17 protein-coding genes are annotated in these 16,661 nt (G+C 43.9%); 13 read left to right on the forward strand and 4 right to left on the reverse strand.

What is annotated here, in order from left to right:
* Positions 1-16 precede the first annotated feature (16 nt).
* The gene (gene rpmG, locus H3S82_RS07700; RefSeq protein WP_075870557.1) at positions 17-184 is read left to right on the forward strand and encodes a 50S ribosomal protein L33; all 168 of its coding nucleotides are present in this window, start codon (positions 17-19) and stop codon (positions 182-184) included.
* A gap of 732 nt (positions 185-916) precedes the next feature.
* On the opposite strand, the gene H3S82_RS07705 is transcribed toward rpmG, so the two are convergent.
* Entirely contained in the window at positions 917-2,902 is a 1,986-nt protein-coding gene (locus H3S82_RS07705; RefSeq protein WP_198232675.1) for a murein L,D-transpeptidase, read from the reverse strand.
* A gap of 547 nt (positions 2,903-3,449) precedes the next feature.
* Here H3S82_RS07705 and H3S82_RS07710 point away from each other — a divergent pair.
* The 7 genes from H3S82_RS07710 (at position 3,450) to thiM (ending at position 8,620) form a co-directional block, all read left to right on the forward strand.
* The gene (locus H3S82_RS07710; protein WP_198232676.1) at positions 3,450-4,061 is read left to right on the forward strand and encodes a molybdenum cofactor guanylyltransferase; all 612 of its coding nucleotides are present in this window, start codon (positions 3,450-3,452) and stop codon (positions 4,059-4,061) included.
* Positions 4,045-4,572: a molybdopterin-guanine dinucleotide biosynthesis protein B gene (gene mobB / locus H3S82_RS07715; protein ID WP_077971692.1), complete on the forward strand. Its 528-nt coding sequence runs from the start codon at positions 4,045-4,047 to the stop codon at positions 4,570-4,572. Before H3S82_RS07710 ends, mobB begins: the two co-directional genes overlap by 17 nt.
* 1 nt (position 4,573) lies before the next feature.
* A complete protein-coding gene (locus tag H3S82_RS07720; protein WP_198232677.1) occupies positions 4,574-5,197 on the forward strand; it encodes a glutathione S-transferase family protein in 624 nt (207 codons plus the stop codon).
* A gap of 53 nt (positions 5,198-5,250) precedes the next feature.
* Positions 5,251-5,787 carry a thermonuclease family protein gene (locus H3S82_RS07725; protein ID WP_198232678.1) on the forward strand — a complete coding sequence of 179 codons (537 nt, stop codon included), beginning with the start codon at positions 5,251-5,253 and terminating at the stop codon, positions 5,785-5,787.
* Positions 5,788-6,562: 775 nt separating this feature from the next.
* Positions 6,563-7,210, forward strand: coding sequence for a uracil-DNA glycosylase family protein (locus tag H3S82_RS07730; RefSeq protein WP_246785251.1), 648 nt, complete (start codon positions 6,563-6,565; stop codon positions 7,208-7,210).
* A gap of 97 nt (positions 7,211-7,307) precedes the next feature.
* A complete protein-coding gene (locus H3S82_RS07735; protein WP_077971696.1) occupies positions 7,308-7,793 on the forward strand; it encodes an Lrp/AsnC family transcriptional regulator in 486 nt (161 codons plus the stop codon).
* A 2-nt stretch (positions 7,794-7,795) separates the two neighbouring features.
* Positions 7,796-8,620: a hydroxyethylthiazole kinase gene (gene thiM / locus H3S82_RS07740; protein ID WP_198232679.1), complete on the forward strand. Its 825-nt coding sequence runs from the start codon at positions 7,796-7,798 to the stop codon at positions 8,618-8,620.
* 2 nt (positions 8,621-8,622) lie between these two features.
* Here the strand turns inward: thiM and cobT are convergent, their stop codons facing one another.
* Positions 8,623-9,633, reverse strand: coding sequence for a nicotinate-nucleotide--dimethylbenzimidazole phosphoribosyltransferase (gene cobT, locus H3S82_RS07745; protein ID WP_077973558.1), 1,011 nt, complete (start codon positions 9,631-9,633; stop codon positions 8,623-8,625).
* 95 nt (positions 9,634-9,728) lie between these two features.
* Here cobT and cobS point away from each other — a divergent pair, with 95 nt between their 5' ends.
* Positions 9,729-10,499, forward strand: coding sequence for an adenosylcobinamide-GDP ribazoletransferase (gene cobS / locus H3S82_RS07750; RefSeq protein WP_246790244.1), 771 nt, complete (start codon positions 9,729-9,731; stop codon positions 10,497-10,499).
* 39 nt (positions 10,500-10,538) lie between these two features.
* On the forward strand, positions 10,539-11,228 hold the full coding sequence (locus H3S82_RS07755; RefSeq protein ID WP_198232683.1) for a TIGR02281 family clan AA aspartic protease: 690 nt from the start codon (positions 10,539-10,541) through the stop codon (positions 11,226-11,228).
* Positions 11,229-11,298: 70 nt separating this feature from the next.
* On the opposite strand, the gene dusA is transcribed toward H3S82_RS07755, so the two are convergent.
* Entirely contained in the window at positions 11,299-12,279 is a 981-nt protein-coding gene (gene dusA / locus H3S82_RS07760; protein WP_198237130.1) for a tRNA dihydrouridine(20/20a) synthase DusA, read from the reverse strand.
* 37 nt (positions 12,280-12,316) lie between these two features.
* Positions 12,317-13,462, reverse strand: a complete 1,146-nt coding sequence (locus H3S82_RS07765) for a pyridoxal phosphate-dependent aminotransferase (protein ID WP_198233446.1) — start codon at positions 13,460-13,462, stop codon at positions 12,317-12,319.
* Positions 13,463-13,582: 120 nt separating this feature from the next.
* On the opposite strand from H3S82_RS07765, the gene H3S82_RS07770 reads away from it, so the two are divergent.
* From H3S82_RS07770 to accB, 3 genes are all read left to right on the forward strand, one after another.
* On the forward strand, positions 13,583-14,998 hold the full coding sequence (locus tag H3S82_RS07770; protein WP_198233445.1) for a M48 family metalloprotease: 1,416 nt from the start codon (positions 13,583-13,585) through the stop codon (positions 14,996-14,998).
* Positions 14,999-15,108: 110 nt separating this feature from the next.
* Entirely contained in the window at positions 15,109-15,912 is an 804-nt protein-coding gene (locus H3S82_RS07775; RefSeq protein ID WP_198233444.1) for a DsbA family protein, read from the forward strand.
* Positions 15,913-16,170: 258 nt separating this feature from the next.
* Complete coding sequence (gene accB, locus H3S82_RS07780) at positions 16,171-16,653, forward strand: acetyl-CoA carboxylase biotin carboxyl carrier protein (protein WP_077971708.1); 483 nt, start codon at positions 16,171-16,173, stop codon at positions 16,651-16,653.
* Positions 16,654-16,661: the final 8 nt, after the last annotated feature.

Here is a 16,661-nt window from a genome sequence, read left to right on the forward strand (position 1 = left end):
GAACAGGATCCTTATTATGGCTAAAGCAGCATCCATTAAAATCAAGCTTTTGTCGACTGCAGATACCGGTTTTTTCTATGTTACAAAGAAAAATAGCCGCACAATGACAGAAAAAATGACAAAACGTAAATATGACCCGATTGCAAAAAAGCATGTCGAGTTTAAAGAAACAAAAATCAAGTAATTGATTTTTTTCAATTGAAAGAGCCGCTTTTCTCCGGAAGAACGGCTTTTTTATTAGCTGATTTTTAATCATCAGGACAAAATTAGCCGATTTCTAATCAACAAGCCAAATTGCCTTTATTATTTCGGTAATTTTCCTCACCTTTTATCGATTTGCCCACACCTTTTATCAATAATTGACGATTTGATTATCCAGCTGATCAATGACTGCGATTGTGCACATTCAAAACTCGTCTGTTTTTTCGCCTACAGAACGCTTCAACTGCTTTCATAAAATCCCGATTCTTTTTTGGATTTAGTTGACTACAATTGAATGGACATCATTCCATAACATCAATTTTTTACAGAGCCCTTTTCACACGACAAAAGGCACAATTGTTTTGAAACTGTCGGAGCACTATTGATATTATAATCAATATTTTATCCGGACATTATTGATCATCAATATTTTAAAGAGCTGAACTGTTTCTGCTTGTCCGCATGTATTTGCTTATCTTCAGGTGATGGCACAATTTGAACGGCCACTGTCGAGCCAAATTTACCGGAAGCCCCACTGATCTTGTCATCAAGACGGGAATTCACAAAACAATATCGGCAAGCCAACAGCCAATGCCGCTCGGTTAACAAATTTTTGGAAGATAGCTGCCATCTGCAACTCTACCCTCAGAAAACAAATTGAGATCACCTCTGTCATGAAATGACCGCCGAATGTTTTTGTCTCGCTATTCCGGTTTTACATATTTTGCTGTCTGACGGAATCGGTTTTTTCTGTTGCTCCGGCCATCAACGCGTCGCGACTATAAACATCATCATAATAGTTGATCTTACCGGTTTTAAGGTCCGGCCAGGCAGTAAAATAAGTAAGATAGACCGGAACCGGTTGACCGAGCGATACGCTTCTTTCACCTTTTGCAAAATAAGGTTTCAGATCATCAACATTTTTGCCCAGCACCGCTGCCGCCATTTCGCGAGGATATTCAAGCCGCACACAACCATGGCTGAGCGCGCGCATATCACGTGAAAATGCCGCTTTATTGGGGGTATCATGCAGATAGATATCATGTTTGTTGGGAAAAAGTATCTTGAGTTCACCCAAGGCATTTGTTTTCCCTGGCGTTTGGCGAATGCTGATTCCGCGGCCGTTTGAAGCAACTTTTTGCCAATTGACCGCAGACGCCGAAACCGGTTTACCAGAACTGTCGAAAAGCTGGTAATTATTGCGCTGGAGGTAACCCGAATCCTGCAGGATACGAGGCAACATTTCGTTTACAACAATCGAATTTGGAACACCCCAGGACGGATTGAAAGTAACAAGCCTTATCCGGTCATAGAAAAAATAAGTTTGTCTTTGTGGACTGCCCACAACAACCTTCATGTCGAGCCTGATTTCATTATTCTCGACATATTGCGCTCTATATGCTGCCTGATTGATCAATACATAGCGTGCACCAAAATCATGCGGAAGCCACCTGAAGCGCTCCATCGAATTGATGATTTTTTGTCGCTTCACATCAACATTATTATTTACCAATGTTCCGATAGTTGAAGGCCCGATAATACCATCGGCCGTTTTATTGACGAATTTTTGATAATCTTTGACAGCATCCACCAGTTGACTGTTATAATTTTTCTCACCAGCGAGATTTTGCAATATCGTTTTGTGCTCACTGAGATAGCCCGATGGCGCCCGACTTAAAAGGAGTGCTGTAAATTTGGGCAAATTGTCATTCGTCTCGCCCGGTTTGATTACGGTTTGGGCTGCAATTTTAATATTATCATTATGACGGGCTTCGGGAAGTTCTGCCAAAGCTTTCTTCAATGTTAGGTAATAGTCAGATTGTGGAAGATAGGATTTTAAAATGGCAATCGTGTTTTCGCTCTTAGCAATCCGGTTTAGCTCACCGCCAAAGTCTATCTCTTTTCGTGGTAAATCATGAAAAGGAGACAAGCGGTCGGCAATAATCCTTCCGTTTGAAGCGTCTTGAATGTAGCGCAAAATCCGGCTTGTCAAAGTGACATCGAAATTGGCGAGCGCACGTTGTCTTTCTTCACCAAATAAATTTTCATCCGGCATTTTCACCAGATAATCTTGTGGTTCCAACCCGTCATCATCAAGATGGCTAAAGAAAAGCAAAATATCTTTTGCTTTTGTAACAACTTCCCCGTCCTGCGACCATAAAAGTTTCGGGTTTTGTTCGTAATAGTGAATGACTATCCCGGCTATTGACTGTTCAGCCTTAGCATCAATAGCGGACAAATCGTCTAAGCGAAAATCTGTCGTTGCTTGTTCTTCTTTTGAAGCGCTGCCTTCCAGTATAACATTATAGCGGGCAGATAATGGCAGGTTGAAGGGAGAAGATGATTTTACGGTCGAATTCGTCTCGATAAGATCGATCGCCGGAAATTTGATTGGCACGAGACGTTCAGGCTTATAATCAAATGGCTGGGGACTAGCGATAGTCGCACGCTTGTTTTGTTCGATATTCGGCTTCTTGATCGCTTTATTTTGCGACTTGTCAGACAATGAAGGGTCTTGCACCTTGAGCTGGTTGTTTCCGTCCACCGGTGCTTCATACACCGGTGCAGGCTTCGATCTTTTGCTGAACAATTCCATCAGATTGTTGATGGCGAAAGCTTGTTCCACGCAAAGTGGCGAAGCATAAAGTACAGAACCGGCGAAAAATGTAAAAACAAGGCGAGAGATTGGTTTTTTCAACATTGTCCAGCTTTTCCGAGAAATTACAACAACCTTTTACAAGATTTTCGTAACCAAGCTGTTAAACCTGAAATGCTCGCTGCCAATTGTTATTGCCTTCCGACAACTTTTTGATCCTCCTTAAAAGGCTGCAGGATTTCTATCGAGCTTCGCCTTTGTCACGACACGTCAAAAAAAATGTCGCGAATTGAAGCAGCATATTGGATAAGAAATCACTTCTCCTCTCACGAAACCTTCCGGAATATTTCATTCCCTTGTCTCCGAATGCGTTAATCGTCGATTTTTTCTAACCTTTCCAGTATGTTAGAGTAATTTTTATGCTTTTGCAGCGAGGTGGTCTTCAAACAGGAATAAAAGAAAACAAAAACTTGTTATGGCATTTATGTCGACTTTGAAGAATGCATCCATTAAAATCTGTCGACAATTTAATGCTTCCTATCCTGCAGTCGAAATGTCCGAATGAAGCAATGCATTGGATCAAAAAGGCCATAGAATGTTTTGTCAGGTGTTTATCACAATGTGATAGGAACGAGGACGCAGAGTTAAATCAATGAGAATTTTGGGTTTGATATTGGCTGGTGGTCATTCCTCCCGAATGGGACAGGATAAAGCAGGTTTAAAATTTGGCGGGAAGACCCTTGCGGACAATCAGCGTGAGATATTGGTAAAGCACCATTTTCCCGTCGCAATAAGCTCCAATACAAGTGTAAAAACCGATATTGCCATACCTGTTCTTCCCGATCCACCCGAGGTTAAATATGCAGGTCCGCTAGCGGGTATATATGCCGGACTTCAATATGCTTCTACAAATAACTACCAATTTGTACTTACAATGCCGGTTGATTGCCCGATTATACCGGATGAATTTTTTGTTAAAATGACTTCGGCAATCGACACTACGACTTGTCTGAGGATTGCCTCCACACCATCGGGGTTGCAACCGACTTTTGCCCTGTGGGCAACAAAGCTTAAATCCGACCTTTTCAATTTTTTGATAGGTTCCGAAAACAAAAGCATCCGCTCATTCGCTTTTGCTCACAATGTGTCTATAGTGCGGTTTGACAATGTTTATAGCGAAGGTGCATTCTTTAACGTTAACACGCCTGAGGATTATCAATATCTACAGGAAAATTTCGGGATAAAAGATGAAAAACAATCTTAAAGTTTTCGGTGTAACCGGCTGGAAAAACAATGGAAAAACCACCATGGTGGTGCGCCTTGTTGAAGAATTGACTTCACGCGGCTACAAAATTTCCACGGTTAAACACGCTCATCATGATTTTGATATTGATCATGAAAATACAGATTCATGGCGTCATCGCAAATCCGGCGCTCAAGAGGTTGCGGTCGTATCATCGCGTCGTTTTGCACTTATCCACGAAAACAAAACAGAAGAAGAAACGCCACTTTCTACCATTCTGGATCTTCTATCCCCCTGCGATCTTGTTATAGTCGAAGGATATAAACGTGATAAGCATGATAAGCTCGAAGTTCGCCGCAAAGGTGGCAAAATTGGCGAACCTCTCAATAAATCGGACCCGCATATTGTCGCTATTGCATCGGATGAGCCTGTCGCGGAAAAGCATTTGCCTTATTTCAATATTGATGATGTAGCAGCAATTGCCGATTTTATTGTTAAACATATGAAACTGGAACAAAAGCAAGAGGCATAGAATGCTCGTACTTTGGGGGCGCCCTACGTCTAGCAATGTAAAAAAAGTTCTTTGGACTCTCGAAGAAGTCGGGCTCGATTATCAATATATCAAAGCTGGCGGCGCATATGGTGGATTGGATACACCGGAGTTTTTAGCACTTAATCCGAATGGATTGGTTCCCACAATCAAGGATGACGACCTGATTCTTTGGGAATCCAACACAATTGTGCGCTACCTTGCCGCTCGTTATGGCAAAGGGGTATTGTGGATTGAAGACTGCGGGAAACGTGCAGCTGCCGAAAAATGGATGGATTGGACAATGGGGACATTGTTTACGCCATTTGTAGATCTCTTGATGAATGTTGTTCGCTTTGCTCCCGAAAAGCGTGACTCCCGAAAAGTTGTCGAGGCTGTAGACAAGTTCGAAAAAGGACTTGCGATTATGGATGGCGAGCTGAAAAAGCAGCCTTTCCTTTCAGGAGAGAATTTGGGGATCGGTGACATCATCCCCGGCGTTTTTGTTTATTATTATTATGAGATGGATTTGCCGCGTAAAAACAAGTTTGCCCATGTCGAATCCTGGTATCAAAAATTACAAACACGCCCCGGATATAAAAAACATGTCATGATTCCAATCAGCTAAAGATTGAATCGCCTTGGTCGGTTCATCTTGCTGAGGACTTGAATAATAGACCTATGATCCGCAGAAATATCAACCTATTGGATATTGTTGTGGCAGTGGTTGTTGTGGCCACGGCACTCTATCTCTATTTTTCGGGCGTCAAAAAGACTTCTGTCGATGAAGACCAGTCTTTCGCCCCCGAAGAAGTCAAAATCGTTCATGGCATTCCGCGGCTCTCGGACGGCGATTCGTTGCATCTCCAAGGCATTAAAGTCCGGCTTTTAGGGATTGATGCGCCCGAACTCCACCAATTTTGTAATAAAGATGGTGCCTCTTACTCCTGTGGTGAATTGGCCAAACAGCATCTCGAAAGCTTGATAAACGGAAATGAAATAAGTTGTACATCGACAAAAACAGATAAATACGACCGCTTATTGGCGAAATGCTATTCGGGAGACCGTGAGCTCAATCGTGAAATGGTAAAAGATGGCTGGGCGGTTAGCTATTACGACTATAAACAAGAAGAAGCGGAGGCGCGAAAACAAAAGCTTGGTATCTGGTCAGGCACTTTCGAATGGCCACACACATGGCGCCGTGCTCATCCACGCTGATTTTAATTAACCGACACGTGTTTTTCTCAATCTTTACCGAATTTGGCTTTGCCGGTATTTGTCGATTGTCGTGTAAATATTGATCAGACAAATCCGCCCGTTTTATGGAAACTTTCCCTTCAAACAGAAAGTCTATTGGTCACACTAATCTCGCAAAGTTCGTTCTTGATTTTTAAAATATTTGGCGGCTCCTCCCGATTTTAATCATCCCGATTTTAGGCGTAGGCTCCCTATCTTCTTCGTTACTTTCGAAAACTGCACAAAGTGTTGATATGGCTTGAATTGACGTAAATTTTTCACTTCGTGCGAACGAAGTTTTGTTTTAAAGAAAACCGCATACTGACTGTTACAATTCCGATTTATGATTTTCCGTTTCTAACAGATAGACGCTTTATTAAAGGTTCGTTTATTTGGACAAATAGTAGAGTTGGGAAAAGCTTCTGTCATATAAAAATATCAACTGGAACCTCCCGTAATCGATGAACGAATTATATCTATCTCAAATCCAATTGCATATTTTCGCCTCCCGACTTTTTTTCGCAGAGGCTTAAGCCTTTCGACTTTTTTAACAAAATTTTCTTAAAATTTCAGATCTTTCTTGGACCCGAGCTGTTTCATCGGCTCTACCCAAAAATCCCTTCTGTCTTTTATCTCTAGAACGGAACGTAGAGCGCTCATGCTTTCCGATTGCATTTAAGAAACTTCAATGAAGTTCTTTCAAACCACATATCTAATAGACCGTTGCAGGACTATTTGGACCGGATATATTGGTTTCATGATGAACAGATCACGCAAAGCAAATTTAAACGAAATAGAAAAACTCGACAGAGAAATCGCTGATTGCCGGATATGTTATGACAAGCCGTTATTCATGCCGCCTCTGCCGCACGAACCTCGTCCTGTGGCCTATCTCTCGTCAACTGCCCGCATTGTGATAGCCGGTCAGGCGCCCGGAATGCGTGTCCATAACACGGGCATACCATTTAATGATCCCTCCGGCGAGCGTTTGCGTGAATGGCTTGGGGTTAATCGGGAATGCTTTTATGATAAAAGCAAATTCGCCATTATCCCCATGGGATTCTGTTTTCCGGGTTACAGCAAAACGAAAAGCGATCTGCCTCCCCGCAAAGAATGTCGTTTGACTTGGCATGACCGGATTTTTGCGGCAATGCCACAAATCGAACTTGTTATCGCAATTGGCGGTTATGCCCAAAAATATCACATTCACAATCTCGATAAAAAATCTGTAACGGAAACCGTAAAAGATTGGAAAAATATTCTAACAATTCAACAAGCTAAAGGGTATCACGTTCTTCCTCTTCCCCACCCTTCGTGGCGAAATACTCATTGGATAAAAAACAATCCTTGGTTCGAAAGTGAATTACTACCAACACTCAAAAAACTGGTCGTAAGTTACATATGATAAATTGTATAATAATTTTATTTACTACTATTAAAAAGGTTTTGTTTTTTATATAAAGTGCTTGATGCTCAATGTATTAATTTTTTTGGATATCACAATGGATCGTCTTGATAGGAAAATTCTTCGTCTTTTACAGGAGGACGCAACACTTGCGGTCGCTGATATCGCAAAAAAAGTGGGCCTTTCGACAACACCTTGTTGGCGGCGCATTCAGAAATTGGAAGAAGATGGCGTTATTCAGCGCCGTGTTGCTATTCTTTCGCCAGAGAAGGTCAATACGCGGGTCACGGTGTTTGTATCGGTAAGAACCGGTGCTCATAACCATGAATGGTTAAAAAGATTTTCGGAAGTTGTTCACGCATTTCCCGAAGTTGTTGAGTTTTATCGTATGAGTGGCGATGTCGATTACCTTTTGCGTGTTGTGGTACCGGACATTGCAGCCTATGATGTTTTTTACAAAAAACTAATCGCAAAAATCGACATCAGAGATGTATCCTCTGCCTTTGCCATGGAACAGATAAAATATACAACAGAACTACCGCTTGATTACATGGTATTAGAGAAAGAAGTAAACCATCTTTAGAAATGTCCATTGAAATAGATAAGCGGCTTAGCCTTGATAATTTGAGGGCAAAACGCCCTCTTGTTCAATGTCTGACCAATGAAGTGGCAATGAATTTCTGCGCTAATGTACTTAACGCATTGGGTGCCTCTCCGGTCATGTCATTTTCACCTGACGAAGCGGCCGAATTTGTGGATAACGCTGATGCGATAACCACAAATATCGGCACATTGACACGTGAAAAATATGCCGGCATACGACTGGTTATGGAACGCGCAAAAGTACTGGGTAAGCCTGTTGTGTTCGACCCCGTAGCTCATTTTGCAACGTCCTTCAGGAGAAATGCCACAAAACATCTTCTTGAATTGTCCCCGAAAGTGATAAGAGGCAATGCTTCGGAAATTATCGCCTTCACTGCAAAAACCAGCGCACACGGTGTCGATAGCCATGCAGAAGGGGAAAGTCGCTTCAATGCAGCAATAGAAGCTGCAAAACAAACAAAAGCAGTCATTGCCATGTCTGGCAAAACCGACTTTATAACCGATGGTAAAAAGCACATATTAGTCGAAGGTGGACACAGTTTGATGTCCAAGGTTTCGGCTTGTGGATGTGCCCTTACCTGCGTAACAGGTGCATTTATCGCGCTCGCGCCTGACCAGGCACTAAAAGCCACAGTGAAAGCATTTGCAGCCTTCTCGGCAGCCGGAGCAATTGCCGGTCATCAGGCGAAAGGCCCGGGTAGTTTTGTGCCCCTTTTCATTGATGCACTTGCCGAAATGGATGACCAAATGGTTGATAGATCTGTTTCAATCCGTCCTTGGCAAAATGACGGGATAGCAGAAGATTAGTATCAGATTTTAATTCCGGCCTCATCAAAGGTTGCCATTTGCGAATGTGTGAGAACGGCCGCCTTGACAACACCCGCTGCAATTGCAGCACCTGTTCCCTCTCCCAATCTCATTCCGAGATCAAGGAGCGGTTTTTTACCTATTTTATCTAACAGGCGGCGATGCGCCGGTTCTGCTGAAACATGCCCTGCAATGCAGTGATCAAGAGCATGCGGGTTGATCTTATGCAAAATTGCCGCCGCCGATGTGACAACAAAGCCATCAAGTATGACGGGAATTTTTTCCATGCGCGCGGCAAGAATAGCACCCATCATGGCGGCTATTTCACGACCGCCAAGACGACGCATAACCTCAAACGGATCGTCGAGATGATCTTTATGAAGTTCGACTGCCTTCTTCACCGCCGCAATCTTGCGCCGATAATAATCGCCCTTGGAACCCGTACCCGGCCCTGTCCACTCTTCCGCCTTTCCGCCAAAGAGAGCCAGAGAAATTGCCGAAGCAATTGTTGTATTGCCAATTCCCATTTCGCCCAAACACAACAAATCGGTACCACCGGCAATTGATTCCATGCCGAAAGCCATTGTTGCAGCAGCGCCGCGCATATCCATCGCAGCATCTTTGGTAATATCCATCGTCGGATAGTCCAGAGCAAGGTCGAAGATCTTCAGCCCAAGATCGTAGGCGATACATATCTGGTTAATAGCCGCGCCACCAGCAGCAAAATTTTCAACCATCTGCTGGGTAACAGCACGTGGCACAGGCGTAACATTTTCATCTGTCACACCATGGTTTCCGGCAAATACCGCAACCAGAGGCCGGGTAACAAGCGGCTTTTCCTTGCCTCTCCAACCCGCGTACCAAAGCGCAATATCCTCGAGCCTTCCCAAAGAACCTTCCGGCTTTGTAAGCTCCGACTGACGCTTTCTGGCCAACCTAATGGCGTTTTCATCGGGGTCAGGCAAACTGTTCAATAAAGCGCGAAAATCATCAAAAGGACTGGAAGCTGTCACAAAAACACCTGTCAAACAAAAAAGAACAAATAGAATCTCATTAACGACTGTTCTATAAGCAATTTGAAATCACTTTAACAGGAGTAACAGAAAACTTGTGCGATTTTCTTGGCCCATTAATGCGTTCATTAGGCTTTCTTACCCGCTTGCCTATAAATAGCCATTGGTTTTCGCCCGATCACAAGATTTCTGAAGATGCCCATTTTTTCCCCATTGCGGGCCTGATTATCGGCTTCATTTCTTCATTGTGTCTCGCTTTGGTCCACTTGGCGGGGTTTAATGAATGGATTTCTGCGACATTATCCGTGCTACTCACAATTATCATAACCGGCGCACTCCATGAAGACGGGCTTGCAGATGTGGCTGATGCCTTTTTCGTAGCAAAAGGGAGAGAAGAACGTCTGAAAATAATGAAGGATTCACGTATCGGAACTTACGGAACTGTGGCTTTATTGTTTTCAATCCTGTTGAGAATAGAGCTTATTTCGTCAATTTTGGTCAATCTTGGCCTTTATGCGGCATTCATTGCACTTATGGTCAGCGAAGCGGTAAGCCGTGGAGGAATGGTGTGGTTCTGGACAAGACTTCCTCTTGCCCGCAAGAATGGTACTGCAGCCGCTGCCGGAGAACCTTCGCCTGTTACTTTGCGTAAAACATTGACGATTACAGCAATCATTTTTCTTGTCGCTGGTCTATTTTCGTTCGGGCTTATTTGGATGATCGTCTCTATTGTCGTTCTATGCTTGTTTGTTTACGTTTTTTCCTTACAGTGTCTCAAGCGTATTGGTGGTTATACCGGTGACACGCTCGGAGCAATCGAACAATGTCTTGCCATTATTTTATTGGCCACAGTAAATCTTTTCTAACGACTGTCACTATTCATTATTGACGAGAGAGAACAGGTCATGAAACCATTCTGGTTTATTATCTCTGCTGCTGCCTTGATTGTCATTTTAATATTGGCATTCGCCGATTTACAAACTGCCGCAACCGACAAGATTGCCTATTTGGGTTATTACGGAATTTGGGGGCTTGCAGCAACGTCGGCATTACTCGGTTCAAAGATCAAATTGAGCGATGCATTGCGAAATATCGCAATTTGGTGTGTTATCATTTTTGCACTTATGAGCGTTTACAGTGTACGGTACGAATTGCAGGATATAGCACATCGGCTAACAGCCGGAATCATTCCGGGAAGCCCTCTTACACGTTACAATGAAAATGGCAAAACGGTAACTCTTGAACGCTCGGCAAACGGTCACTTCCAGACACGTGCTTCGATTAACGGAACAAATTTGAACTTTACGATCGATACCGGCGCTTCCGCGGTGGTTCTTACCTATGACGATGCCCTTGCAGCCAATATCGATGTCAACAAACTGGGATTTAATTATTCTGTCGCAACAGCAAACGGGAGTACAAATGCCGCCGCTGTCATTATTGATCATATGAAAATCGGTGATATCGAGCGTGATAACGTTCGCGCTCTTGTCAGCCAACCTGGCGCCCTGTCCGAAAGTTTGCTGGGAATGAGCTTTCTTAACCGCCTATCGGGCTATTCAGTGCGTGGCGACCGGCTCATTCTTGCTGATTGATAATTACGAAGAACCGACCATGATGAGCCAACAACATCCATAACTCTTAATGGGGTGTTCCTCTAGCAATCTACTCGATATAGGAAAAAGCCTTACGCAAAATCGAGGAATTCGCGTCCTGACCAGTAGCTTCAGTCGATAAGATTTGACGCCATTTTTTTGCACCTTTACGACCGGAAAAGAGGCCTATCATATGACGCGTAACATGTGAAAGCCTGCCACCGCCTTTAACGTGGCGGTCAGCATATTCGCACATTGCCTCAATGATTGAACTTTCCACCAATGGTGCCCGATCGTCATGATAGATTTTGTTGTCAACCTCGCAAAGAATAGAAGGATTGTGATAGATAGAACGCCCGAGCATTGCTCCGTCGACATGGTTCAAATGACCTACAGCTTCATCTATTGATTGAATACCGCCATTTATCCCTATGAAATGACTCTGGTTTTCCCTCTTCAGATCATAGACACGCTGATAATCGAGCGGGGGAACATCACGATTTTCTTTCGGACTTAAACCTTTAAGCCACGCCTTTCGCGCGTGCACCCACAAGGCATCGGCTCCACTCTGCCACACAGCTTTACTCAAATCATCAAGTGCCGAAAGGACATCCTGTTCGTCGACACCGATACGACATTTGACTGTCACCGGAATAGAAACAGCAGATTTCATCTTTTCAACAATGTTTCCGACGAGATCGGGTTGTACCATAAGACAAGCACCGAACGCACCCGATTGCACCCTATCCGACGGGCAACCAACATTGAGATTTATTTCATCATAACCGAAATCTTCACCAATTTTCGAAGCTTCAGCGAGTTTGTCCGGCGAGGAGCCACCCAATTGCAAGGCCACCGGATGTTCACATGCATCAAACTTCAAAAGCCGCTCTCTATCACCGAAAATTGCAGCGTCTGCGACCACCATTTCCGTATAAAGCAATGAGTGCTTCGTCAACAAGCGGTGGAAATAGCGGCAATGCCGGTCGGTCCAATCAAGCATCGGCGCAATCGCGAATTTCGGTTTTTCTGCTCCGTCATAAATCGACATATTACCCAACGTTCCGCTTTGATTTTTTCGATATTTATTAAAGCAGCCAGTTTTTGAGGCGCTTCAATGCTTCGTCAATTTCGGCAGGCGAACCGGCATAGGAAAAGCGCATTGTGCGTTTTCCTTCCACAGTATCGAAGTCCACTCCGGGAGTTGCCGCTACATTAGTTTCATCAAGCATTTTCCGGGCAAATTCTGTACTATCATTGCTATATTTTGATACATCACAATAAGCATAAAATGCTCCGTCCATGGGCGCCAGTAATTTGAGCCCTAATAAAGGTAGTCCATTTTTCAAATGTTCCCGATTAATACGATAGCTATCTTTTATCTTTTCGAGATCGGCTGTTGCATCGAAGGCTGAAATGGCAGCTATTTGAGAAAGTTCGGGAGCCGATATATAGAGATTTTGGGAAATCCGCTCGACTGTTCTTACTGCATTTTCGGGTAATACCATCCAGCCAATACGCCAACCTGTCATACAATAATATTTGGAAAACGAGTTAATAACGGTTACCTCGTCACTGAAAGACAATGCTGTAACATCGGGACCGGTAAAGTTCAGCCGATGATAAATTTCATCGGCAATCACTGTAATATTGTGCGTTTTACAAAATTGTATGATGTTTTTGAGGTCATCCGGTTTCATAGATGCCCCCGTTGGATTGCTCGGAGAGGCGAACAAAATACCTTTAAGAGGCGTATGTGCATGCACCTCTTCAAGTTTTTCTACGTCGATCAAACCGTTTCCATTTGTGTCGATCTCGACGACCTGAAGCCCGAGTGCCTTCATAATATGACGATAGGCCGGATAACCCGGCCGCGTGATTGCGACTCGCTCTCCAACATCGAAAAATGTTAAAAAGGCCAGATTGAATGCGGCAGATGACCCGGTTGTAACAGCTATCCGCTCAGGCGATATGGAAAGGTGATGATGTTCATCGTAATAGGCGGCAATTTTTTCACGTAAACGTGCAAGCCCTAACGAATCAGTATATCCGATATGACCATCTTCGAGCGCGCGTTTGGCAGCTTCTCTGACGATCATCGGACAAGATGCAGCGGGCTGACCTATTGCCATGGAAATAACCGGATCACCGTCTTTCAGCTTTTTATTGGCGGCGGCAAGCACGTCCATTGCAAAAAAGGGATCGACATCACTTCTTTTCGATAGACAAATCATACTGGTCTCCACATAAAAAAACGTATAAATTCAAATCATGTGCCGCACAAAAGCCTGAAAGCCATGGCTAAAACGATGAAAAACCATGTATCTCTGCTCGAAGCACTCCGGGGAGTATCTATGAAGATAGAGTTGCAGACTTCAAGACAAAAATTGTTGTCTTTTATAAAACGATCAATAACTCTCTTGGTCCATTTCGGTCTGGCTGCCATATTGGTTCTTGCACCATCTATGAATGTTGCGCAAGCTCAATCCCAGTCTGTTCCAATTATCCGTGATGCCGAAATTGAACAATTATTATACGATTATACAACGCCGATTTTTAAAGCCGCGGGCATAAAGAACAAGATACAAATTATTATCGTCAATGACCAAAGTTTCAACGCCTTTGTTGATGGTCAGCGTATGTTCGTCAACATAGGTGCGTTAATGCAAGCCGAAACTCCTAACGAAATTATCGGCGTTATAGCACACGAAACAGGACACTTGGCAAATGGGCACCAGCAACGTTTGCGCGAACAAATAAAACGCGCTCAAACCATGGCTGTTATTGGTATGCTGTTAGGAATTGGAGCTGGCGTTGCCGGCGCCACCACCGGTAATTCGGCCGCTGCCGGAGCTGGCGGGGGAATAGCTGCCGGAAGTAACGAAATAGCAATGCGTACTCTTCTCAATTATCAACGCAGTGAAGAGGCCGCTGCCGATAGAGCGGCAGTCAATTACCTTAACGCAACGGGCCAGTCGACGAAAGGAATGTTGATAACATTCGAGCGTTTTTCCAGTGCACTCGCTCTTTCCGGTGCGAAAGTTGACCCCTATAGAGTGAGCCACCCGTTACCCCGCGAACGTATTGCCGCTTTGGAAACATTAGCCAAACAGAGCCCTTACTATGACAAGAAAGACCCGCCCGAGTTACAACTGCGTCATGATATGGCTCGGGCAAAAATAGCGGCATATACCGATCATTTCACGGAACTCCGCCGCATGTTCAAAGATAATCCGCGCGGGCTTCCTGCCCGTTACGGCGAAGCAATATTGGCTGTCGAGAGCGGTTCCCCGAAAAATGCGGTTGAAAAAGTAAAAGACCTTATAAAAGACGAACCGAAAAACCCCTATTTTCTCGAATTGTTGGGAGACGCTCTCATTAAAGCGAATGACCCTGCCGGTGCTGCCAATGCTTATAAACGTTCGGCAGAGCTTGACCCGCGCGGCTCCAGTCTTTTGCGTGTAAGCTATGGCCATGCATTACTATTAACAAATGACCCCAAAAACGTTCCGCTCGCTATAACTGAAATACGTGCCGGAATCGCCAAAGAGCCGGAATTTGCTGCCGGCTATGGCTATCTTGCACTCGCTTACGGAAGAAGCGGACAAGTCGCACTTGCCGATCTTGCAACAGCCGACATGCATTATTATAGTGGCAATCGTATGCAGGCACGCATTTTTGCAACGCGAGCCCAACAGAAGCTTGCACGCGGGTCGGCCGAGTGGTTGCGCGCCCAAGATATTCTCAATACAACGCAACTAAAAAAATAACACGGCAACTAAAAAAATAACACGCAATTACCTGAGTTTTGAATAAAGCGAGCCAATCAATGCAATATTTTATGCCCTCATTCATAAACAAACATTTTTTGTTCGCAGGCATGATGGGGATTTTCTTATCAACGGCCTCTCTGGATAAAGGGGCTTTGGCTGTTGAAGCAAATAGCAATACAACCGATCAAATAAAAAATGCACTTCTTACCGATCCGAATTTTATCACTGCATTGGCGGACGCGGTTAAAAAACAGACTTCAGACGATCATATTCGCGAGGTTGTTAAGGACTATCTCGTAAAGAATCCGGAAGTCATGCTTGAAGTACAGGAAGCTCTCAATAACAAAATCGAGCAAAAGACCACTCAAAATCGTTCTTCGACAATAACCGAGATGAAAGACGAGATATTCAATTCTTCGGATGATGGTATCTTGGGAAACCCGAACGGGAAAATATCATTAGTAGAATTCTTCGATTATAATTGCGGTTACTGTAAAAAGTCCTATCCCGATATTCAGGCTCTTATAAAGGGTGACACCGATTTACGTGTCGTGCTCAAGGATTTTCCTGTTTTAGGTGATGATTCGGTTAAAGCGCATATTGTTGCACGTGCCTTTATGAAACTGATGCCTATGAAATTTGCGGCTTTTCATAGTCAAATGATGACAAGCGAGGGACGTGCCAATGAGGAAAAGGCCATAAAAATTGCTGTAAAACTTGGCGTTGATGAGAAACAATTACGTCAAACCATGAAGGATCCGGATATACAGCAAGTCTTTATGAAAAACGGCAAACTTGCTTACTTGCTCGATATCAATGGCACACCAAGCTATATTTTGGGAAATGAAGTTCTTGTCGGTGCCGTAGGAGAAAACATTCTGAAAAAGAAAATTACATTGCTAGAACAATAATTTTTTCTGTAATGTCACGCAAGATTAAACTTTTGTTGACGCTGTGTTTGAGTTGAGGAATTTGCACTTTCGCTTTTTTCTCAACATGCTTATAAGCGTTTTATGTGTCAAGCTGTTGCTAAAAATGCTACAGCTTCATGATAGAAAGTTTTATCTGCCTGACATGGCTATTGCACCAGCGGAAGGCAACCGGATTGAAATTTGGTCCGGCCATAGAAGTTTGAAAGCGGTCACGACGATCGAGGAGTAAAGAAAGAGATGGCTACAAAAACAACAAGTACCGTCAAAAGCACAGGTGTTAACAAAGATCTCATCCGCGATCTCGCCGAAATACTCAATGATACCAACCTTTCGGATATCGAGGTTGAACAAGGAGACTTGCGCATCCGTGTTTCGCGTCAGTTAAATGCAGGTGCGCCTGTACAAACTGTCTACGCTCCATCTCCGGCAGCACCGGCTGCACCAGCTGCTCCTGCTCCCGCAGAATCGGCAAAAGAAGATTTGACCAAAAATGCCGTAACTTCCCCTATGGTTGGCACCGCTTATTTGGCACCTGCACCTGGGGCTCGTCCATTTGTTGAAGTCGGGCAAAAAGTTTCGGAAGGTCAAACCTTGATTATTATCGAAGCAATGAAAACGATGAACCAGATATCTTCACCCCGTGCAGGCACGGTTAAAGCTATTTTGGTGGAAGATGCGCAACCTGTTGAATTCGGTGAGCCTCTGGTCGTTGTTGAATAAGACAGGAT

Origin of the sequence: Bartonella sp. M0192 (genome assembly GCF_016102305.1) — a bacterium.
Taxonomy (GTDB): Bacteria; Pseudomonadota; Alphaproteobacteria; order Rhizobiales; family Rhizobiaceae; genus Bartonella; species Bartonella apihabitans.